15 protein-coding genes are annotated in these 22209 nt (G+C 58.9%); 5 read left to right on the top strand and 10 right to left on the bottom strand.

Features of this window, described 5'->3' with window-relative positions:
- Window positions 1–69: 69 nt before the first annotated feature.
- Window positions 70–831 (bottom strand): iron-containing redox enzyme family protein, encoded by a 762-nt coding sequence (locus tag AC30D7_RS21260; protein ID WP_490135376.1) that lies wholly within the window; start codon window positions 829–831, stop codon window positions 70–72.
- Window positions 832–908: 77 nt separating this feature from the next.
- Window positions 909–3368 carry an EAL domain-containing protein gene (locus AC30D7_RS21255; protein WP_490135375.1) on the bottom strand — a complete coding sequence of 820 codons (2460 nt, stop codon included), beginning with the start codon at window positions 3366–3368 and terminating at the stop codon, window positions 909–911.
- Window positions 3369–3587: 219 nt separating this feature from the next.
- On the opposite strand from AC30D7_RS21255, the gene AC30D7_RS21250 reads away from it, so the two are divergent.
- Window positions 3588–7763, top strand: a complete 4176-nt coding sequence (locus tag AC30D7_RS21250) for a hypothetical protein (protein ID WP_490135374.1) — start codon at window positions 3588–3590, stop codon at window positions 7761–7763.
- Window position 7764: 1 nt separating this feature from the next.
- Here the strand turns inward: AC30D7_RS21250 and AC30D7_RS21245 are convergent, their stop codons facing one another.
- The 5 genes from AC30D7_RS21245 to AC30D7_RS21225 form a co-directional block, all read right to left on the bottom strand.
- Window positions 7765–9582 carry an ABC transporter ATP-binding protein gene (locus tag AC30D7_RS21245; RefSeq protein ID WP_490135373.1) on the bottom strand — a complete coding sequence of 606 codons (1818 nt, stop codon included), beginning with the start codon at window positions 9580–9582 and terminating at the stop codon, window positions 7765–7767.
- Window positions 9575–10177: a DsbA family protein gene (locus tag AC30D7_RS21240; RefSeq protein ID WP_172901241.1), complete on the bottom strand. Its 603-nt coding sequence runs from the start codon at window positions 10175–10177 to the stop codon at window positions 9575–9577. Before AC30D7_RS21240 ends, AC30D7_RS21245 begins: the two co-directional genes overlap by 8 nt.
- Window positions 10178–10213: 36 nt before the next feature.
- Window positions 10214–11155, bottom strand: coding sequence for an oxygen-dependent tRNA uridine(34) hydroxylase TrhO (gene trhO / locus AC30D7_RS21235; RefSeq protein WP_018929865.1), 942 nt, complete (start codon window positions 11153–11155; stop codon window positions 10214–10216).
- Between the two features lie 103 nt (window positions 11156–11258).
- Window positions 11259–11558, bottom strand: a complete 300-nt coding sequence (locus AC30D7_RS21230) for a BolA family protein (RefSeq protein WP_490135372.1) — start codon at window positions 11556–11558, stop codon at window positions 11259–11261.
- 12 nt (window positions 11559–11570) lie between these two features.
- Complete coding sequence (locus AC30D7_RS21225) at window positions 11571–12101, bottom strand: DUF2059 domain-containing protein (protein WP_490135371.1); 531 nt, start codon at window positions 12099–12101, stop codon at window positions 11571–11573.
- Window positions 12102–12293: 192 nt separating this feature from the next.
- On the opposite strand from AC30D7_RS21225, the gene AC30D7_RS21220 reads away from it, so the two are divergent.
- Window positions 12294–13688, top strand: coding sequence for a class II fumarate hydratase (locus tag AC30D7_RS21220; protein ID WP_490135370.1), 1395 nt, complete (start codon window positions 12294–12296; stop codon window positions 13686–13688).
- Between the two features lie 131 nt (window positions 13689–13819).
- On the opposite strand, the gene AC30D7_RS21215 is transcribed toward AC30D7_RS21220, so the two are convergent.
- Window positions 13820–14779 (bottom strand): DMT family transporter, encoded by a 960-nt coding sequence (locus AC30D7_RS21215; protein WP_490135369.1) that lies wholly within the window; start codon window positions 14777–14779, stop codon window positions 13820–13822.
- A gap of 200 nt (window positions 14780–14979) precedes the next feature.
- Between AC30D7_RS21215 and AC30D7_RS21210 the strand changes: the two genes are divergently transcribed.
- Window positions 14980–15174, top strand: coding sequence for a DUF6316 family protein (locus tag AC30D7_RS21210; RefSeq protein WP_490135368.1), 195 nt, complete (start codon window positions 14980–14982; stop codon window positions 15172–15174).
- Window positions 15175–15310: 136 nt separating this feature from the next.
- On the opposite strand, the gene AC30D7_RS21205 is transcribed toward AC30D7_RS21210, so the two are convergent.
- Window positions 15311–16495: a thiolase family protein gene (locus AC30D7_RS21205; RefSeq protein ID WP_490135367.1), complete on the bottom strand. Its 1185-nt coding sequence runs from the start codon at window positions 16493–16495 to the stop codon at window positions 15311–15313.
- Between the two features lie 105 nt (window positions 16496–16600).
- Complete coding sequence (gene pap / locus AC30D7_RS21200; RefSeq protein WP_490135366.1) at window positions 16601–18124, bottom strand: polyphosphate:AMP phosphotransferase; 1524 nt, start codon at window positions 18122–18124, stop codon at window positions 16601–16603.
- A 207-nt stretch (window positions 18125–18331) separates the two neighbouring features.
- Here pap and mnmC point away from each other — a divergent pair, with 207 nt between their 5' ends.
- Together mnmC and AC30D7_RS21190 are read left to right on the top strand one after the other, a co-directional pair.
- A complete protein-coding gene (gene mnmC, locus AC30D7_RS21195) occupies window positions 18332–20314 on the top strand; it encodes a bifunctional tRNA (5-methylaminomethyl-2-thiouridine)(34)-methyltransferase MnmC2/FAD-dependent 5-carboxymethylaminomethyl-2-thiouridine(34) oxidoreductase MnmC1 (RefSeq protein ID WP_490135365.1) in 1983 nt (660 codons plus the stop codon).
- A 122-nt stretch (window positions 20315–20436) separates the two neighbouring features.
- On the top strand, window positions 20437–22209 hold the full coding sequence (locus AC30D7_RS21190) for an N-acetylglutaminylglutamine amidotransferase (RefSeq protein ID WP_230175289.1): 1773 nt from the start codon (window positions 20437–20439) through the stop codon (window positions 22207–22209).

Below are 22209 nucleotides of genomic sequence, written 5' to 3'. Positions count from 1 at the left end.
AGATGCTGAATGTCAGACCGCTTTCGCGAGCAAGCCCCTCCACATTTATTTTGTATTGTTTGCCGAGGATCAGCCTTCGGCCAACGCCATCCGCTCACGGACTACCGGGGCTTTTGCTGCCAGTTCCAACTGCATGCATCGCTCCAGGAACAGGTACATGTAGTCGTAACTTTTGCAGACCGCCTGGCGCAATTCCATTTGCAGGGATTTGCTCGGGTTCAGCCCCGCCAGGGTGCAGATGATTTCCAGCGCTTCCCAAGGATGGGCATCGTCGTACTGGGCATGCATCTTCAGCCACTTCATGGCGCGCTTGCGATCCTCCTCGGGGAATGAGGCCGCGTAGACACCATTGGAGCAGACCAGTGCCGACCACTCCCCGGTCGCGCCCTCGATGGCGTAGTTGGTAGCGGCGATGGCCACGATCAGCGAGTCCGATGAACTGGTGTGCCAGCACCAGTGGCTCAAGGCATGAAGCTCAGGGGCCACCTGTTGCGCCTGCAGATCTTCCAGGCTGATACCGTGAGCACGGCTCCAGTGCACCCAGTAATCGGCATGGTTCAGTTCGACACGAATATTGCGCATCAGCCATCGACGCGCCATGTCTTCGCCAGGGTGGCGCGCAAAACGCGTCTTGGCCAGGTTCTGTGCCATGTATAAGGCAAACTGTTCGACCACCGGCCAGCCACCAATAAGGTACTGACGCATGGTTTTTGCGCTGAGCTTGTTATCGCGCATACGCTGATACAGTTCGTGTTGGACAACCCGGCGCTTGCTCTCGCTGCAATCCTGAATCAATTGCTGAGCCCAGGCGGGGTAACTTGCAGCTTCCATGAGGGGGCCGGTTCTGTTGAATGTGTCGATCACTGTCGCGCTCCTTTTGATTGTGATTTGAAGATCGACAAGAGATTTCAACGGAACGTGCCGGGCGCCTTGAATAACAAAGGCCGGAGGCTGGCAGGACGACTTTGTAAACTGTCGCAGGTAAACAGATGCGGGCGTTCAATCACATACCCTTGAGCGTAATCCACCCCGATCTCCAGCAATGCCTGCTCGATCTGAGGTGTTTCAACGAACTCGGCAATCGTGCGCTTACCCATGACATGGCCGATGTGATTGATCACTTCGACCATGGCGCGGTTAATCGGGTCGTCCAGCATATCCTTTACGAAACTCCCATCGATCTTCAGGAAGTCTACAGGTAAATGTTTCAGGTAAGCGAATGAGGACATACCGGCGCAGAAGTCATCTAATGAAAAGTGACAACCTAAGCCTTTGAGTTCATTAATAAATCTAATTGCGCTAGGCAAATTGGAAATCGCGCTGGTCTCTGTAATTTCAAAACAAATCATTTCAGGTGGAATTGAATATGCAACAAACTGTTCACGAAGGAAGTCCAGAAACGCCTCATCTCCGATAGTAATACCTGACAGATTTATCGCACACATGGCCAGCGGCCTTTCGCTCTCTTGGGCGATGGCCTGGGCAATGACTTTGAAAACGTTCTCCACCACCCAGCGGTCAAGCGACGTCATCAAACCATAACGCTCGGCGGCTGGAATGAAACTGTCCGGCAGAATCATGCGCCCGGCTTCGTCATGCAGGCGCAGCAGGATTTCGATATGTCCGCCGTCCCGCTCGCCAGAGCCCAGAGGCGCGATTTCCTGGGAGTACAGGCAAAAGCGGTCTTCCTCCAGTGCCATGTGCAGACGCTGCACCCAAGCCATCTCGCCAAAACGCACGGACAGTTCCGAGTCGTCGGCGTGATAGACCTGAACCCGGTTGCGGCCCTTTTCTTTGGCCATGTAACAGGCCATATCAGCGGCGCGCAGTGAAGCTTCGAGGGTGGCCGGACTCTGAGTGACATACACCAGGCCAATACTCACCGTGGTCACGAAGGGCCGGCCTTTCCAGACAAAATGCAGGTTCTGCACAGTCTGGCGCAGGACTTCGGCGATTTTTTCGGCCGCTTCCGGCGCACAGTTTTCCAATAGAATGCCGAACTCGTCGCCACCCAACCGGGCCAGGGTGTCGCCTTCGCGCAAACCTGACTGCAGCAACGCACAAATATGCCGCAACAACTCATCGCCGGCAGCATGACCGCAGGTGTCGTTGACCAGTTTGAATTGATCCAGATCGAGGAACATCAAGGCGTGACGCCCCGCTTGTCGCATCAGACCATGCAGAGCCTGTTCCAGGCGATATTCGAATTCGCGGCGGTTGGCCAGCCCGGTCAAGGCGTCATGAGTTGCCTGCCAGGACAGATTGGCGATGTACTGCCGCTCCTGGGTCATGTCATGCAGCACCAGCACGGTGCCACTGACCTTGCCCGCATTGCGGATTGGCGCACCGACCAGGGTGACCGAAACCGTGCTGCCGTCCAGTCGCTGGATCAGTTTGGAATGTTCGCTGCCGCCGCCGAGCTGGCCGCTCAAAATATGCTCGATCAAAGTGAAACCGTCGGCCTGAGCATTCTCGTCCAGCAGATTGAACAGCGCCGCCAAGGGCAATCCTGTCGCCTGCTCGGCCTTCCAGTGAGTCAAGGCCTCGGCGGCCGGGTTCATGTAGGCAATCGCGCCCTCGACGTCAGTGGTGATCACCCCGTCGCCAATCGATTGCAGCGTGATCTGCGCCCGGTCCTTCTCCAACTGCAAGGCATCGGCGAAGGCGTGGCGCTGCTTGAGCAGCTTATGGGTACGCAGCAAGGCCAGCACGATCAGCCCCAGCGCAGTGGCGAGGTTCGTCGCCAGCAGCAGCCGGAGAATCATGCGCGAGCCCTCTCCCAAGGCATCGCTGAACGCTTTGGCGGGGGGCGTTACGCCATCATTGATGGCTAGAATCTGCATCTTCCAGCGCTTGATGTCGGCATCGGTAGCCTGGTTCTCGACGATACCCTGATGCATTTCCCGCGCGACGTCATCGAGCCTTACCAGATACGCATCACCGATCGTCCAGAGCTCGATGGCTTTTTCAAGGTAACTGAAGTGCCGGAAATTGAGGTACAGCCAAATCAGGCTGGGAACGTCGTCCGGGTGATTGCCACCCTTGAGAATTCCGAGGCGCGCGGCCTCTATATTCGGTGGCTGATGATCCAGCGCCATACGCAACTCATGGCCGCCCTGCGGCACGGCAATGGCGTTCTGGTATTTGAGAAAAATCGTCTCGTCGCGACTGTCGGCGTAGAGATTGAGGTAATAGATGGCGTCTTTCTGGCCCTTGGACCACAGGCTTTCACCGCCGACGTAGCCACGAACTGCTGAAAGAACGTAAAGACTGACGCCGCCCAACAGTGCCTGGAACAACACAACGGCGATAAATGGCCAGACGATGCCTAACAGCCGTGGCGTTCCGAGAGTCCGCGCTTGATTCATGAGGTCCCTTGTTTTAGCACTGCCAGATCATCATCCAACGTGATCGCTACAGCTAGACTAGGGTGCGTTCTCGAAACCGGCAAGCAGAGGATCGACCTCTATGCCGTACACGTGCGCCCCATATAGATATATACCGCCAAGGCCAGTTTGGAGATCTGTTTACTGGGCACTTCGGGCTCCCCCTATCCGTTACGGGCCCCCCTTTCAAAGGAGTGCAACATGACAGAGACGTCTTCACCTTCACCTGATCAACCGGCCCTGTCATCGGCAGACGAAGAATTTCGCGCCAGACAGGCTCTGGGACTCGACGATGGCCCGGATATCGAAAACTTCAGCCTGCGCACCACCGCCCAGGATCGACGAGGATTCAAGGCTATACAACGCGCGGTCCCCAACCTCGCGCAACACACGACCATCGACACTTACAAGGCAAAACGCATCGATGCTCAAATCACCGACATCGTGAAAGCTTTCCTGAACGGCAAGCGTTCGTTAATCGTTCATCTCGGCGCCTCTGTACTGGCTTCCGCCTCCATGGATCAACTGCGAGCGACGCCGTCCGTATTCCTCCAGCGAATACTGAACACAGTCGAAGCAAAAGAGCTGGGGGACAGGCTGCTCAGGATGCTCAGGTGGTATGGCGCAGGCCTTGGCGAACAAACTTCGGCGTCAGTGCGCCATCAGCTGGTATGCAAAGCCATATGCCTTTACTCGCAAGCCCCGTCAGCGGATGAACCTCAGGAAGTCGCCGGATTCCGCTGGCAAGACACGGCTCACTGGGGCAAAAGCTACCAGGCCCTGCGCAGCGATTTTGAACTGCACTTGCGGCGCACCAACCGGGTGACTAATGCAAAAGAGGCGGCCTTTCTCGCGCGGGTGTTCGAGACCCGCCTCTCAAAGGATTTCGCTGTGCGCGATATCCCGTCCGACCTTCCTTACAAAAGTTCGGTGGTGTGGGTGAACTTCATGCACGGCGTGCTGCTGGCAGATGAACTTGGCCTTGATCGATTGCAACCGCTGTCCTTTCAACAACTCGTCGACTTGCCCCTGGCCCGGAGCGCCGACGCCTCGCCCGAGCAACTTGAGCAGATGACTCGACTGAGGATGGGGCCGGCGCTGGAATGGGCAGTCTGCTGCGGCATCGTTCAATCGCGAAGAAAATCCGATTACGACGAGGACGATATGAAACAAGCTATCGCGGCGCTGGAAAGCCACAGCGAGAGCCTGAACAACGCCGTTATGACACTGGATTTGCCGCCCCCTGAAAGACTGAAGATGGCCAAACGGGTAAAGGATGATCTGTTTGGCGGTTCAATGTTCGAATCGGACGGACGCAAGTTGCTGAGGGATGATCCACCGAGCGGTGGCCCTAGAGACACTCCCTCATTGAAGCTGCCAGGCTATGCATTTCTGGATGTCTATGCTGACGGCCAATTCGATGACAAGGGAAAATGGTTTGTAACCCGACCCGACGGGAAAACACGAACCAGTCACTGGATCAAGATTGACGACAAGCGAACCCTGCGTCATGAGGAATTATTTCGCAAGGATCATGAGGGGAAAGATAGGCGTGTCTTCAGCAGATACGAAGGCAAGACATTGCCTGATATCAACACGCAGTTTGAAACAGACTTCACAAACTACCTCTCGAAAATCAGGACGGCCTATCAGACCCTGATTACCAGCCTACTGACCTCACTGCCACTGGCCGACCGCCAGGCCCTTGAATGGGGTGACGTCCGCTTGCTTGGCCTGCACCTGGACGAAAAACACATCAAGGCAAGGGGAGACATCCGGCCAAGAAAGGGTTTCGTTCTACAAGTGACCCACAATCATGAAGTTACCTATTACGAACTGATCCCGAGTGCTGGCGTCATTCGTTGTCGACCCCACCTGAGAGTTTCAACAGTCAACGGAGTTCGCACCACGTTTGCGTTGCACGCCTCGATCCCCGGACAAACATATACTGCTGAAATCAGCACTGTTCTGCTTCTCGATTGGGCCGCTCACCTGGATGGCAAACCGCCTGCTGACCGGGCCTACTGCATAGCGATCCTCGGCGTGGTAGGTGACGTGCCCGCAGCCATATCGCCAATCACAACCGTTAGCGATAGCGAAGTCAGAGCGCCGGCATCCTCCCGGTTGCATGCAGTGGCTCACTACATCGCATCAAACTTTCTGTATGTCGATGAACGGCAGTTGCATACCCAGGCCCGGGGCATGACGGCATTCGACACCCTCAGGATCAGAAGCGAACAACGGATCAATATGGCCATGGAAGTAGCCAAAGGGTTCGTGCCCTTCTGGGGCAGCATCGAGGACATTTTGTCGGGCAAAGTTGGCCAGATACTCATAGGCGTGGCCGGACTCGTGCTGGACCTGGCTTCATTCCTCACCCCTGTCGGGAAATTCATGTCGGGTTCGGTGCGGTTGATCAGGGCCGGGGCAACTGCCTCGCGAATGACTGTCAAAGCAAGTCTGCCTTCCTTTTCAGCGTTGAGCCGAAAACTCCTGACCGCTTCCCTGAGCAACCTCAATCCGCTGGACGGGGTCCCGACACTGCTCAAGTCAATGGGAAGCGGTGCCTGGAAAGGACTGCACATGGCGGGACGCGTTGGTGTTAGCGGGTTCAGGAAACTGACTGGACACGCCGACAGCTACCGACTGGTGCACAACCTTCCCCAGACAACCGATCCGGGGCGCTGGAAGCCGCTGACAAACAATGATCGACTGGCAACGGTCGACGGTGTCGATGATGTACTTGTGCGCAATACCAGCCCATCGGACCTGACCCGATTCCACCCCGTCGACCCGGTAACGTCCCTGCCCTACGGCCCCCGCCTGCACAATCACAGCAAAAACCTCATACAGGGCCGGTCAACCTTCAAAACGTTATCTCCTACCGAATCCCACGCCCTGGTAGAACTCCCGAAAGACGCCCATGTCCGTGAAGTACTTGAGGTCGATGGTCGAACTACGCTGTTCGTTGATGACATTCCCTATCGTCTGGACGGCAACCAACTGCGGCGTGCCGACTTGATTGATGATCGGGCGATGTTCAAATCCTTGCCTTGTCGGGTACGACGTAGCCCGGGTGCCGATGTATGCACCACCACATTCGTCACCCGTGATCCGGCACCGACGCCGCCCGTCGGCAGTTTCGACGAATACAAAGGTTGGGCGCCATGGTTCGGAGACAGTATCTATACACCGGCTACTGAGGACAGGGCGATGCTGCTTAAAACCCTGAAGAGTAAAAACCGGCTCCCGGCTACGATGGAGTTCCAAAAAGGGATTTGTGGAAGGATCAAGGTGAGTATTCCCTACGGGCCCCAGAATCAATTTGATACCTTCGAGGCCGGCGCCACCATCATCCCGGCCATGGACGGTTCGAAGCACTATGTGTTCACCCGGCTGGATGCTGGAGCTTTTTACATCGCCGAACTGGCACAAGGTCAAAGCATAAGAGACACGCTCAATTTCAAGAAAGCCTCCACATTGCCGGAAGATCTCAAAGCAGAATTGCTGAAGGTCTACACCGGATCGTTGAATGCCAACAACATGGCAAGAATTTACGGCACGGAAGCGGTGGAGCGTGCGTTGAAAACCATGGAGGAAATTGCCATTCCGATTGGCGGCCACGTGAACCCTCCCGATACGCTCAAGCTGCTCAAGGTCGATACCAGTCCGGGAGAAGCGGTGCTGTTCGACCACTCGACCCGAATGATTGTCACCCGACTGCCAGACGGTGCGAAAAACTGGTCACGCAGCAAGGAGGCACCGGAAGTGCTCCGCCAGAGGACGATGGAAATTTTCAATACGTTATTTCTTGAACCGACCTTCAAACCGAAGAATGTCGACAGCGCCCTGCGGATCGACAGCGCGATGCAAAAGCTCCAGAACCTGATCCCTCGAAGCCAGCGCACTCACAACCCGAGAAACATCGCGTACGCCGAAGTCACCACCGCGGCGGGAAAGCGAGAGGTTTACGTGAGCGTTTCAGGTGCACAGGGGACAACCGGACATCTGCCATTGTTCAAGCAATACCTGGGGGCAGATCATGTGAAAGTCGGAGAAACGACGTACTTCAATATTGATCTCAATCCGCCACTCCCCGGCATGTCTCTGAGCGTGACACCCGAGGGCAAACTGCTGGCCGTGCCGCACACCATAAAAAACATCGACACCTATACACCGCCATTGACCAGTGCACCGACCTCACTGGACAGCGAGAGCAAGCTGATTGGTGTAATCCGCGAGAAATACTCCGATCCCCAATCGATCAAATCAGTCGACGTTGCCACCACCATGCCGCCTTGTGACTCGTGCTCGGTAGTGATGAAGCAATTTGCTTACGACGGCGGGGAAAATGCCCTGAGCGTTCTGTGGCACTAATTTAGTGCTGCTGCAAATGCCCATACAGCTTGGCGTACAAACCACCATCGGCAATCAACTGCTGATGGTCGCCATCCTCGGCAACCTGCCCGCCATCGAACACCAACACTCGATCGGCCTGCTTCACGGCCGACAATCGGTGCGCAATGATCAACGTGGTGCGGTGGCTCAAGAACCGCGCCAGCGCCTGGTGCAGGTTGTACTCAGTGGCCGCGTCCAGTGCGGACGTGGCTTCGTCGAGGATCACCACTTTGGGCTCGGCCAACACCATTCGGGCAATCGCCAGGCGTTGACGCTGCCCGCCGGATAAACGCACGCCGGATCGCCCGACGATACTGTCCAGGCCATTGGGCAGTTCACGCACCGTGTGTTGCAACTGAGCAATTTCCAGTGCCTGCCAGCAGGCCTCGTCACTGCGTTCGCGGCCCATGGTCAGGTTGGCGCGCACGGTGTCGTTGAACAGGGCGGGATGTTGCAGGACCACGGCGACATTTTCGCGCACGGTTTCCAGGCCGATTTCTTGCTGAGTCGAACCACCGAAACGGATAGTCCCGGCCAGCGGCGTGTACAAGCCCAGCAGCAACTGCACCAGAGTACTTTTGCCTCCACCGCTGGCGCCGACAATCGCGACTTTTTCACCGGGGGCAATCGACAGGTTCATTTGGTTCAGCACCAACTCGTCGCCGTAGCCGAAACTCAGTCCCTGAACTTCGATGCCCACCGTGTCGCGCCCCTGAAACGGGTCGACGCTGCCGGTGTATTGCGGCTCGTCGGCACGGGCCAGCAACTCGTTGATCCGCGACAGCGCACCACCGGCGGCGTAAAAGGCGTACTGCAGATTGAGCAGTTGTTCCACCGGACCGATCATGAACCACAGGTAGCTGAACACCGCCAGCATCTGGCCGATGGACAGGTCGGAAAACAGCACGGTGAGCATGGCCGCGGCGCGGAAAATATCGATGCCGAACTGGAACAGCAAACCGCTGGCCCGGTTCGATGCATCGGTTTTCCACTGCGAGCTCACCGCGTAATCGCGCACTTCCCGCGCTCGCTGCCCCAACCGTCCGAGGAAAAAACCCTGACGATTACCGGCACGCACTTCCTGGATGGCGTCCAGGGTTTCGGTCAAGGCTTGGGTGAAGCGTGAGGTGCTGTCGTTCTCGAGCTTCTTCAGATGTTTGACCCGCTTGCCCAACTGCACCGTGGCGTAGATCACCAACGGGTTGAACAGCAGAATCAGCAGAGCGAGTTTCCAGTGCATCCACATCAGGATCGATGCGGTGCCCACCAGTGTCAGCATCGCCACGAGGAAACGACTGAGGGTTTCGCCGACGAATTTGTCCAGCGTGTCCAGGTCGGTGACCAGGTGCGTGGTCACCGTGCCACTGCCCAGGCTTTCGTATTCGCCCAGCGAGATGCGCTTGAGCCGTTCGATCAACCGCATCCGAATCCGGTACACGATGTCTTTGGCCAGCGCCGCAAACAATTTCGCCTGCACCACGTTGAACAACAACGCAGCACAGCGCAACGCCAGGGTCACCAACAGCATCAGACCGATGTAACCCGCGGCTTTCTGCCAGACGTCGGGCAGCGCGTGGTTCATGACTTTCAGCGCAACGTCACCATGGCCCAGCAGCACTTCATCCACCAGCAACGGCAACAGCAACGGGATCGGCACGCTGCACAGCGTTGCCAATACCGCTACGCCGTTGGCGATCCACAGGGATTTTTTATGGTGCAAGGCCAGGCGACGGATTTCCGCCCAGCTCAGCCGATCGACACGTTTGGGAGCCACTGCATCATCGGGCAGATCATGCACAGGCAGCGCGCTCCAGCCAGCGGCCGAGCAACGGTGACAACTCGCTCAGGGGCTGATAGCCATTGGTCAGCAGCGCCAATTGACCATTGCGCTCTGCCAGCAAGGTCGGGAAACCGGCAATGCCCAAGTCCTGGACCCAAGTGAAATCGGCGGCAGTCGCAGCGTGCTGATCGGCACGATCGAACGCTGCGGCAAACTCGATGCGCGGCAAACCAGCCTGCTCCGCCAGCTCCACCAACACGCTGGCACGGGTGACGTCGCGACCTTCAGCATAGAACGCATGCTGGATCAGCCCGAGCAGTGTCCAGGCGCAATCCGGCGCCAGGCTGCGCGCAGTCACCAGCGCCCGACAGGCAGGCTCGGTGTCGTAGACAAACCCGTCGGGCAACGCGCCTTCAAATTTGAACGGCTGGCCGGTGGCCTCGTGAACCGCCTGCCAGTGCTCAAGAATGTAGCGCCGGGTGGTCGGTTCCAGCGCCGCGCCACTGCCGGTGCGCAAACCACCCACCACCAGATGCAACTCCACACCCGCCGCCTGCGCCTGCTCAACCAGCGCTTTGGCCACCGGAGCGAAGCCCCAGCACCAGGAACACATCGGATCCATCACATAGAGCAGGCGTGCAGACATGGTTCAAGCCTCGGAAGCGGATTGCTTGTAGTTGTAACCGATCGGGTGCGGCATGTTGCGCGCCTTGGCCAGTTCGATCTGCTTCTGCCGGTCGATGGCACTGCGACGGGTTTTCTCGCTCAGCTTATCCCAGCAATGCGGGCAACTGATGCCGGCCACATAGTGCTCGGATGCGCGGTCTTCAACGCTGACGGGCGTACGACAGGCATGACATTGATCGTAGTCGCCTTCGCTGAGATCGTGACGAACGGTCACGCGGTTATCGAACACGAAGCAGTCGCCCTGCCATTTGGTTTCTTCCTGCGGCACCTCTTCGAGGTACTTCAGGATGCCGCCCTTGAGGTGATAGACCTCGTCGAAACCCTGACTGAGCATGTAGCTCGACGCCTTCTCGCAGCGAATGCCGCCGGTGCAGAACATCGCGACTTTCTTGTGCACGGCCGGGTCGAAGTTGGCTTTGATGTAATCGGGGAATTCGCGAAAACTGGTGGTCTTCGGATCGATGGCGCCTTCGAAGGTGCCAATCGAGACTTCGTAGTCGTTGCGGGTGTCGATCAACAACACTTCCGGATCGCTGATCAGCGCGTTCCAGTTCTGCGGATCCACATAGGTGCCGACCTTTTTGTTCGGGTCCACGCCCTCAACGCCCAGGGTGACGATTTCTTTCTTGAGTTTGACTTTGGTGCGATAGAACGGCTGTTCGTCGCAGTACGACTCTTTGTGGTCGATGTCGTCCATGCGCGGGTCGTTCTTGAGCCAGGCCATCAGCCCGTCAATGCCTTCGCGGCTGCCGGACACGGTGCCGTTGATGCCTTCTTCGGCGATCAGCAGCGTGCCTTTGATGCCGTTGTCGATCATCGCTTGCAGCAGTGGCTCGCGCAGATCAACGTAATTTTCCAGGGTGACGAACTTATACAGTGCCGCCACGACAATCTGTTGTGTCATGGGTAATTCTCCAGGTGGCTACCCTCGTAAGGGGTGAACCGGATGCGAAAAAAAAACGCGCCGGGTGAGCGGCGCGTTGCGGATTCTAGCAAAAAACCAAGGGTTAATGCTTGCTGCCGCCAGCACAGGTCGGCGAGGCCGGAGCCGCGTCGACCTGTGCCCATTCCTCCGGCGTGTAGGTATGCAGCGCCAACGCATGGAACTCGCCCATCAGTTCGCCCAAAGTGCCGTACACCTTCTGGTGACGCTTGACGCGATTGAGCCCTTCGAACTGCCGGCTGACCACCACCGCCTTGAAGTGGGTCTGCAACCCACGGCTGTGCATGTGGCTTTCATCCAGCACTTGCAGGTGCTCGGGCTGTAGCAGCCCCAGTGTCGATTCGATGCGTTGTTGCATGGTCATACCCGGCTCCGCTTAAGGCTTTTTCTTGGCTGCAGGAGCAGCGGCGCCGGCTTTAGGATCCAGCTCGTTAGTCATGTCAGCCAGCAGTTTGTTGACCACAGGCACCGCGCTTTCCAGCTTGGCTTGGGTCATCTGGGCCGATTGCTGAGTCAGCTGCGGCATTTTTTCCAGAACTTTCTTGCCCAATGGCGACTGGTAGAACGCCACCAGATCCTTGAGCTCGGATTCGCTGAAGTTGGTGGTGTAGAGCTTGACCATGTCCGGTTTCAGCTTGTTCCAGCCAATGGCTGCATCCAGCGCTGCGTTGGCCTTGGCTTGATAAGTTTCCAGAACGGCTTTTTTCGCTTCAGGTGCTTTGGTCTGTTCAAAGCGCTGAGCGAACATTTGCTGCACTTGCATGTACACCGGAGTGCCCAATTTGTCAGCGTGCGCCAGGGTCAGGAAAGCTTCGGCACTGGCGTTGTGGCTGGCGGTATCGGCAAAAACCTGGCCGCTGGCGCAAACCAGTGCAACCGCGGTACAGATGGCACGAAGACGAGTCATCGAGTTTCCTTTTCTAGCAGGCGAGGTATAACCCCAAGGGCGACCATTCTGCGCCTAAAAAAGTGTGTCGCTCAACCCCAAGCCTTGTCGCGACTGATTTAGAGGGGTTGAACGGTCAAATTCCAGACTGATGGAACCACAACCGGCGATCACAGCCTAAACTGCGCTATCAGACCTACAGGAGTGTGCATGATGAGCCGTATCGAAACCGACAGCCTGGGACCGGTGGAAGTCCCGGATGACGCTTACTGGGGCGCTCAGACGCAACGCTCGCTGATTAATTTTGCCATCGGCAACGAACGCATGCCGCTGGCCGTGTTACATGCCCTGGCCCTGATCAAGAAGGCCGCGGCACGCGTCAATGATCGTAATGGCGACCTGCCCGCCGACATCGCCCGCCTGATCGAGCAAGCGGCCGACGAAGTGCTCGACGGCGACCACGACGACCAGTTCCCACTGGTGGTCTGGCAGACCGGCAGCGGCACCCAGAGCAACATGAACGTCAACGAGGTGATCGCCGGTCGCGCCAACGAACTGGCCGGCAACCCGCGTGGCGGCAAGGCGCCAGTGCATCCCAACGATCACGTCAACCGCTCCCAGAGTTCCAACGACTGCTTCCCTACGGCCATGCACATCGCGACGGTCCAGGCGGTGCATCAGCAATTGCTGCCGGCGATCGCTGAGTTGTCCGGCGGCTTGGCGGAACTGTCCGCACGGCACATGAAGCTGGTCAAGACCGGTCGTACCCACATGATGGACGCCACGCCGATTACCTTCGGTCAGGAACTCTCGGCGTTCATCGCACAACTGGATTACGCCGAGCGGGCGATCCGCAGCGCGTTGCCGGCGGTCTGTGAACTGGCCCAGGGCGGCACCGCGGTCGGCACCGGGTTGAACTCGCCCCACGGTTTTGGCGAAGCGATCGCCGCCGAACTGGCCGCCCTCTCCGGCCTGCCGTTCGTCACTGCGCCGAACAAATTCGCCGCACTGGCTGGCCATGAGCCACTGACCACGCTGTCCGGCGCCCTGAAAACCCTCGCCGTGACCCTGATGAAAATCGCCAACGACCTGCGCGTGCTGGGCTCCGGACCGCGAGCCGGGTTTGCCGAGGTGAAACTGCCAGCCAACGAGCCGGGCAGCTCGATCATGCCCGGCAAGGTCAACCCGACTCAATGCGAAGCCCTGTCGATGCTGGCCTGTCAGGTGTTGGGCAACGACGTCGCCATCGGCTTTGCCGCCAGTCAGGGGCACCTGCAATTGAACGTGTTCAAACCGGTGATCATCCATAACCTGCTGCAATCGATCCGCTTGCTGGGCGACGGCTGCAGCAACTTCCAGCAGCATTGCATCGCTGGCCTGGAACCGGATGCCGAGAAAATGGCCGAGCATCTGGAGCGAGGCTTGATGCTGGTGACGGCGCTGAACCCGCACATCGGCTACGACAAATCAGCCGAGATTGCCAAGAAGGCCTACAGCGAGGGGCTGACGCTGCGCGAGGCGGCGTTGCAGTTGGGGTATCTGACCAACGAAGAGTTCGATGCGTGGGTGCGGCCGGAGAATATGCTGGAGGCAGGGGCCAAGGGCTGAGTTCTCTAGCGCCCGACAGTCAGTCATCGCGGGCAAGCCACGCTCCCACAGGATTTGTGTCAATCACAACACCCGTGAGCGACCCAAAACCTGTGGGAGCGTGGCTTGCCCGCGATGAACGATAACGCGGTCTAACTGGCTGCCATCCGCACCCGCCGTGCCCTGAGCCCGGCGATCAATGATGGCCCCAACGCCACCAGCGCCGACCCGAGCACCACCAGCACTGCCCCGCCATAACCCAGACCGTTGATCGTCTCGGCCTGCACAAAATCAGGCCATAGCCAGGCCGCCACGGCCACCGCGGCAAACGTCACCAGCGGTGTGATCGCCAGTGTTGCGCTAACTCGCGACGCTTCCCAATGAGCCAGTGCTTCGGCAAAGGCGCCATAAGCGATCAGGGTGTTCAAGCAGCACGCCAGCAGCAGCCAGCCTTGCAGCGGGCTCAGCTGCAGTGCTTCCAGCGGATGCACCCATGGCGTCAGCAACAGCGCGCAGAACAGGTAAATCACCATCATCACCTGCAACGAATTCCACACCGTGAGCAGCTGCTTCTGGCCCAAGGCATAGAAGGTCCAGACCGTCGACGCCAACAGCACCATCAACACACCTGCGGTGTAATCGGTCAGGGAAGTGAGCAACTCGCCCAAGCGCTGATTGAAGAACAGCGCAAAGCCGATCAGCAGCACCAACAGGCCAATCCCCTGCCCCACACTGAAACGCTCCTTGAACACGAACAGACTGGCGATCAGCAACATGATCGGGCCCATCTGCACCACCAGTTGTGCGGTGCCGGCGCTGAGCAGGTTCAGGCCCATCAGGTACAGCACGTAGTTGCCGACCAGTCCGAGTACCGCCATCAACACCAACCAGCCACCGCGCGGGCCGAGGACTTTGCGACTCGGCAAGCGTCTGGTCGCCGCCAGATATATGAACAGGCACCCGCCGGACACCATCAGGCGAAACCAGGTCACCGTTACCGGGTCCATCACCAGCAGCACTTGCTTGAGTTTGATTGGCAGAATTCCCCACAACAACGCGGTCAGCAAGGCCAGGAATAAACCGTACACCCAGCGACCCGATGAAATATGCATGCTGCCCCCGAAGCCCATTGGCAAGAACGCTCATTCTAGGCTTAGACCGGAGCGCGACACAGGGACAGTTGCCCTCGGGCCGCGAATGAAACTGTGCAGGTCGCACCATGACATTGACGGGATGCCGTCGATCAGCTCGCCAGGCGTCGCAACTAGTTCATGCATAAGCTCATTGAAACCGTCATCCGCAGGAGATCGCCATGTACGGCATGCGCGCCCAGGACAACGCCCCCGCCACGCACTTTCGCTGTGACCGGTTGTGTCGTGTCAATGGAGAGCTGTATTTCACCACGCGGGAACGCACGTTGGAGGGGCCGTTTGAAAACCGGGAGGCCGCGGCGCGTGAGATTCAGGCGTATATCGAGCGGATGCAGTTCTTGTGTATGAACTCGTAAATCGCGTCGCCTGCATCGCGGGCAAGCCCGCTCCCACAGGTTTTGTGGCGTTCGCAGAATTTGTGATCGCCGCTGATTACTGTGGGAGCGGGCTTGCCCGCGATAGCAATGCAACAGTCTCTACAAAACTCGGTACTTACCGCACAGCCTCGAACAACCCCGTAGCCCCCATCCCACCGCCCACGCACATGGTGACGATGCCGTAGCGCAAGTTGCGTCGCTGCAACTCACGCACGATGTGCCCGACCTGACGCGAACCGGTCATGCCGAACGGGTGGCCGATGGAAATCGAACCGCCATTGACGTTGTATTTGTCGTTGTCGATTTCCAGCCGATCGCGGCTGTACAGGCATTGCGAGGCAAACGCTTCGTTGAGTTCCCACAGGTCAATATCGGCAACCTGCAATCCCTTGGCCTTGAGCAACTTCGGCACCGAGAACACCGGGCCGATGCCCATCTCGTCCGGCTGGCACCCGGCCACGGTGAAACCGCGAAAGAAGGCCTTGGGCTTGAGCCCCAGCGCCTGGGCTTTTTCCAGGCTCATCACCAGGGTCATCGAAGCACCGTCGGACAGCTGCGAAGAGTTGCCGGCCGTCACCGAGCCGTCTTCGGCAAACACCGGTTTCAATCCCGCCAGGCTTTGCAGGGTAGTGTCGGGGCGATTGCAATCGTCGTGATCGACAATACCGTCGAGGATCTGCACCAGGCCGGTAGCCTTGTCTTCAACGCGATACTTCACCGCCATCGGCACGATTTCATCGTTGAACAACCCGGCGGCTTGCGCCATTGCGGTACGTTGCTGGCTTTGCAGGGCGTACAGATCCTGCTCTTCGCGGCTGACGCTGTAACGACGCGCGACGATCTCGGCGGTCTGGCCCATGGGGAAATAGATGCCCGGCACCTGCTCTTTCAGCAGCGGGTTGATCAGGTGGTCGGTGTTGACGCTTTTCATGGTCAAGCTGATGGATTCGACACCGCCGGCGACGATGATGTCGCTGCAACCCGAAGCGATCTGATTCGCGGCAATCGCGATGGCCTGCAAGCCCGACGAACAGAAACGGTTAAGGGTCATGCCACCCGTGCCGATGCCCAGGTGCGACAGCACCGCGACGTTGCGACCGATGTTGTAACCCTGGGCGCCTTCGTTGGAACCGGCGCCGACGATGCAATCCTCGACGCTGGCCGGGTCGACGTCATTGCGCGTGAGCAGCGCGTTGACACAGTGCGCCGCCATGTCGTCGGGACGGGTCATGTTGAACTTGCCGCGAAAGGATTTGGCCAGGCCGGTCCGCACGCTGTCGACGATCACCACTTCACGCATGGCATACACCTCATTGTTGTTGTCAGTCAGGAGTTGGACCGAGCATAAGTCTCACCCATGACTCACCGCGACAATCATTCACCCCGCGTATGCACAACCATCGGTTCAGTGTTTGCGCTTTTGCAGTTTCTTCTCCCGTTTGTCGGACTTTATGAATGCCGCTTCCAGCGCCTCGTTGAGGGTGCGCAATACCTTGACCCGCGCCCAGCGCTTGTCGTTGGCTTCCACCAGCGTCCAGGGCGATACCTCGGTGCTGGTGCGGTCGACCATATCGCCGACCGCCGCGCGGTAATCGTCCCACTTGTCGCGGTTACGCCAGTCGTCTTCAGTGATCTTGAAACGCTTGAAGGGGATCTCTTCGCGTTCCTGGAAGCGCTCAATCTGAGTCTGTTTGTCGATGGTCAGCCAGAACTTGACCACGATCACCCCGGCATCGGCGAGCTGCTCTTCGAAGTCGTTGATCTCGCCGTAGGCACGCAACCAGTCCGCCTCGCTGCAAAAACCCTCGATGCGCTCCACCAGCACCCGGCCATACCAGGAACGATCGAACACCGTGAATTTTCCCCGCGCCGGAATATGTCGCCAGAATCGCCAGAGATACGGCTGCGCCCGCTCTTCTTCGGTAGGCGCGGCGATCGGCACAATGTGGTACTGACGTGGGTCGAGCGCCGCGGCCACTCGACGGATCGCCCCGCCCTTGCCTGCCGCGTCATTGCCCTCGAACACCGCGATCAATGCGTGGCGACGCATGCGCTTGTCGCGCATCAGCCCGGAAAACCGTGCCTGCTCGGTAATCAGTTGTTCCTCGTAATCGTCCTTGTCCAGGTGCAGGGTCAGGTCCAGGCTGTCGAGCAGATTCACCTGATCGACGCTGGGGAATAAGGGTGCGGCGCTGACTTTGTGCGGATGAATCCTGGGTCGCTTGAGCGCGCTCTGCAGGCCTTCGAGCAGAATCTTGCCGACTGCCAGGCTGCGATAATGCGCATCCAGGCCAGCAATCACGTGCCACGGTGCATAGTCACGGCTGGTGCGGCGCAGCACCCGCTCGCCGTACATCACGAACTTGTCGTAGGTCGCGGATTGTTGCCAGTCCAGCGGGCTGATGCGCCAGCTGTGCAGCGGGTCATCGGCCAGGGCCTTGAGCCGTGCTTTCATCTGTTTCTTGGAGAGGTGAAACCAGAACTTGAAGATCAGCGCACCTTCGTCGCACAACATCTTCTCCAGCCGTTCGGCGCCGTTGATACTTTGATCGAGTCGCGGATCCTTGAACAATCCATGAACCCGCCCTTGCAGCATCTGGCTGTACCAGTTGCCGAAGAAAATCCCCATGCGCCCCTTGGCCGGGAGCATCCGCCAGTAGCGCCAGGCGGGTGGTCGAGCCAGTTCTTCGTCAGTCTGCTGGTCGAAGGTGCGGACCTCGATCAGGCGCGGGTCCATCCACTCGTTGAGCAATTTGACCGTCTCGCCCTTGCCGGCCCCTTCGATGCCGTTGATCAAAATGATCACCGGAAAACGATGTTGCTGCTGAAGTTCGAACTGCGCTTCGAGCAAGGCTTCACGCAGGGCCGGCACTTCGGCTTCATAGGTTTCTTTGTCGATGACATGACCGATTTCGGCGGATTCGAACATGGAGACGCTCCTTCCAGGATTGAGCAAGACTAGCGGATTCGCCGCACAACCTGTAGGAGCGAGGCTTGCCCGCGAAGAACGATGACGCGTAATACCTGAAAAACCGCGGCGAATTCTTCGCGGGCAAGCCTCGCTCCTACAGGTTATGGATCAAGCACCCCGCTGGCGATCGGCTAGAATGGCCACCTTGCCGTTGCCGAGCCTGCCATGAAACCTGTATTGCCCCACGCCCAGCTCGACTGGGACGACCAAGGTCGCCCGCGTTCGCGGGTGTTCGATGATGTGTACTTTTCCGACCAGTCGGGCCTTGAAGAAACCCGCTATGTGTTTCTGGAGCAAAACGATTTGCGCGACCGCTTCGCCGCATTGCCGGCGGGTGGGCGACTGGTGATTGGCGAGACCGGTTTCGGCACCGGACTGAATTTTCTCTGTGCCTGGCAGTTGTTCGAACAGCATGCAGTGGCCGGTGCACGGCTGCATTTTGTCAGTGTCGAAAAGTACCCGCTGAGCGCCACCGATCTGCAACGGGCCCTGGCGTTATGGCCGGATCTCAAGCCGTTCGCCGATCAGTTACTGGCGCAATACGTGGCGATTCATCAAGGTTTCCAGCGCCTGGTGCTGGGCAATGGCCGTATCACCCTGACGCTGCTGATTGGCGATGCACTGGAGCAGTTGCCGCAACTGGACGCTCAGATCGACGCCTGGTTTCTCGACGGTTTTGCCCCGGCGAAAAACCCCGACATGTGGACCGCCGAACTGTTTGCCGAACTGGCGCGTCTGGCGGCACCCGGCTCGACCATCAGCACGTTTACAAGCACCGGCTGGGTACGCCGCCTGTTGAACGCGGCAGGCTTCAAGATGAAACGCACGCCAGGCATCGGTCACAAGTGGGAGATTCTGCGGGGCACCTTTCTTGGCTGGCCTGAAGAGGTCGCAAAACCGACGGCGACAAAACCATGGTTCGCTCGCCCGCAGTCACTGCATGGCGAGCGCCGCGCCTTGGTAATCGGTGCCGGGCTGGCTGGTTGCGCCAGCGCCGCCAGTCTCGCCGCGAGGGGTTGGCAAGTGAGCCTGTTGGAGCGCCACGAAGCGCTGGCGCAGGAAGCCTCGGGCAATCCTCAGGGCGTGTTGTACCTCAAGCTTTCGGCCCACGGCACCGCGCTGTCGCAATTGATCGTCAGCGGTTTTGGCTACACCCGGCGCCTGCTGGAACAGCTGCAACGTGGTGTCGACTGGGACGATTGCGGGGTCTTGCAACTGGCCTTCAATGCCAAGGAAGCCGAACGTCAGGCGCAATTGGCCACGGCTTTTTCGCCAGAGCTGGTGCACCTGCTCGATCAACCTCAGGCCCAGGCCCGGGCCGGTATCGAACTGGAACACGGCGGCTTGTTCTTCCCCGAAGGCGGCTGGGTTCATCCGCCCGCGTTGTGTCAGCGGCAGGCGTCCTCGAGCAACATCCAGTGGCTACCCCATCGCGAGGTGCTGGAGCTGCGCAAGGTCGATGATCAATGGCAGGCCTGGGACGGCGAGACACTGCTGGCCAGTGCACCCGTGGTGATTCTGGCCGGTGCCGCCGAGATCAAGCGCTTCCCCCAGAGCGCCGAGCTGCCGCTCAAACGCATTCGCGGTCAGATCACCCGACTGGCGCAAACCCCTGAAAGCCAGAGCCTGGCGACCGTTGTCTGCGCCGAAGGCTATGTGGCACCCGCACGTCTGGGCGAACACACGCTTGGCGCCAGCTTCGATTTCAAGAGTGACGATCTGGCCCCGACCGTCGCCGAGCACCTCGGCAATCTGGCGTTGCTCGAGGAAATCTCCAGCGACCTGGTCACCCGTCTGCACGTTCAAGACCTGGACCCGCAGCAGTTGGAAGGACGTGCAGCGTTCCGTTGCACCAGCCCGGATTACTTGCCGATCGTAGGACCACTGGCCGATCAGGCCAGCTTCGCCGATGCCTATGCCGCGCTGAGCAAAGATGCCCGGCAAGTACCTGATGTGCCTTGCCCGTGGCTTGATGGGTTTTACGTCAACAGCGGTCATGGTTCTCGCGGTTTGATCACCGCGCCATTGTCCGGCGAACTGCTGGCGGCATGGCTTGAGAACGAACCTTTGCCCTTGCCCAAAACCGTCGCCGAGGCCTGCCATCCGAACCGTTTTGCCTTGCGCCAGTTGATCCGCGGAAAAGTCTGATCCATAGACTTATAACTTATCGGTCTAAAACTCCAGGGATTCACATGGGTCAGTTTTCGGGTACCCGCCGTTTTGGCGAGGTATCGATTGACCCTCCCCAACGGAAAAACCGGTAAGGACTTATGTGCGGATTAGCTGGAGAATTACGTTTCGACCATCAGCCTGCGGACCTCGCAGCCATTGAACGAATCACCCATCACCTGGCTCCACGCGGCCCTGACGCGTGGGGGTTCCACAGCCAAGGGCCGATAGCCCTCGGCCATCGGCGCCTGAAAATCATGGACCTGTCGGACGGCTCGGCGCAGCCGATGATCGATAACCAACTGGGTCTGTCCCTGGCCTTCAATGGCGCGATCTACAACTTCCCGGAACTGCGCACCGAGCTGGAAAGCCTCGGTTACGCCTTCTATTCCGGTGGCGACACCGAAGTGCTGCTCAAGGGCTATCACGCCTGGGGCGAAGCGCTGTTGCCCAAGCTCAACGGCATGTTCGCCTTCGCCATTTGGGAGCGCGACGCCCAGCGTCTGTTCATCGCCCGCGACCGTCTCGGTGTGAAGCCGCTGTACCTGTCGCGCACTGGCCAGCGCCTGCGCTTTGCCTCGGCATTGCCGGCATTGCTCAAGGGCGGCGACATCAACCCGATCCTCGATCCAGTGGCGCTCAATCATTACCTGAACTTCCACGCGGTGGTCCCGGCCCCGCGCACCTTGCTGGCGGGAATCGAGAAGCTGCCGCCGGCGAGCTGGATGCGTATCGAAGCGGACGGCACCACCGAGCAGAAAACCTGGTGGACCCTGCCCTACGGCCCACATGCCGACGAACTGAATCTGACCCTCGAAGACTGGCGCGATCGCGTGCTCGACAGCACCCGTGAAGCGGTGGCAATCCGTCAACGGGCGGCGGTGGACGTCGGTGTGTTGCTGTCCGGTGGCGTCGATTCCAGTCTGTTGGTGGGGCTGTTGCGCGAAGTTGGGGTCGAAGACTTGTCGACCTTTTCCATCGGTTTCCAGGATGCCGGCGGCGAGCGCGGTGATGAATTTCAGTATTCGGACTTGATCGCCAAACACTACGGCACCCGGCACCATCAACTGCGTATCGACGAGCAAGAGATCATCGAGCAACTGCCCGCGGCGTTCCGCGCCATGAGCGAGCCGATGGTCAGCCATGACTGCATCGCCTTCTACTTGCTGTCCCGGGAAGTGGCCAGGCACTGCAAAGTGGTGCAAAGCGGCCAGGGTGCGGACGAGTTGTTCGCCGGGTATCACTGGTATCCGCAGGTGGACGGCGCGAGCGATCCGTATGCGGCATATCGCGATGCGTTTTTCGACCGCAGCTATGCCGACTATGCCGCCACAGTGCAGCCGAAATGGCTGACAGCCAACGATGCCGCCGGCGACTTCGTGAAGGAACATTTCGCACAACCCGGTGCCGACGCGGCGGTGGACAAAGCCCTACGCCTGGACAGCACCGTGATGCTGGTGGACGACCCAGTCAAACGGGTCGACAACATGACCATGGCCTGGGGCCTGGAAGCGCGCACGCCGTTTCTCGACTATCGCCTGGTGGAATTGTCGGCGCGGGTGCCGGGCAAATTCAAACTGCCGGATGGCGGCAAGCAAGTGTTGAAAGAAGCGGCGCGGCTGGTCATTCCCAGTGAAGTCATCGACCGTAAAAAGGGCTACTTCCCGGTGCCCGGCCTCAAGCATTTGCAAGGCGACACGCTGAACTGGGTGCGTGAACTGCTGCTCGATCCGAGTCAGGATCGCGGTCTGTTCAACCCCGCCATGCTCGACCGCCTGCTGACCGATCCGCAAGGCCAGTTGACCCCATTGCGCGGCTCCAAGCTGTGGCAGTTGGCGGCCCTGAACCTGTGGCTCAGTGAACAAGGAATCTGA

The organism is Pseudomonas sp. DF5, assembly GCF_058148225.1.
Note: the sequence above shows the minus strand (reverse complement) of the source record. Positions and strands in the feature narration are given on the sequence as shown.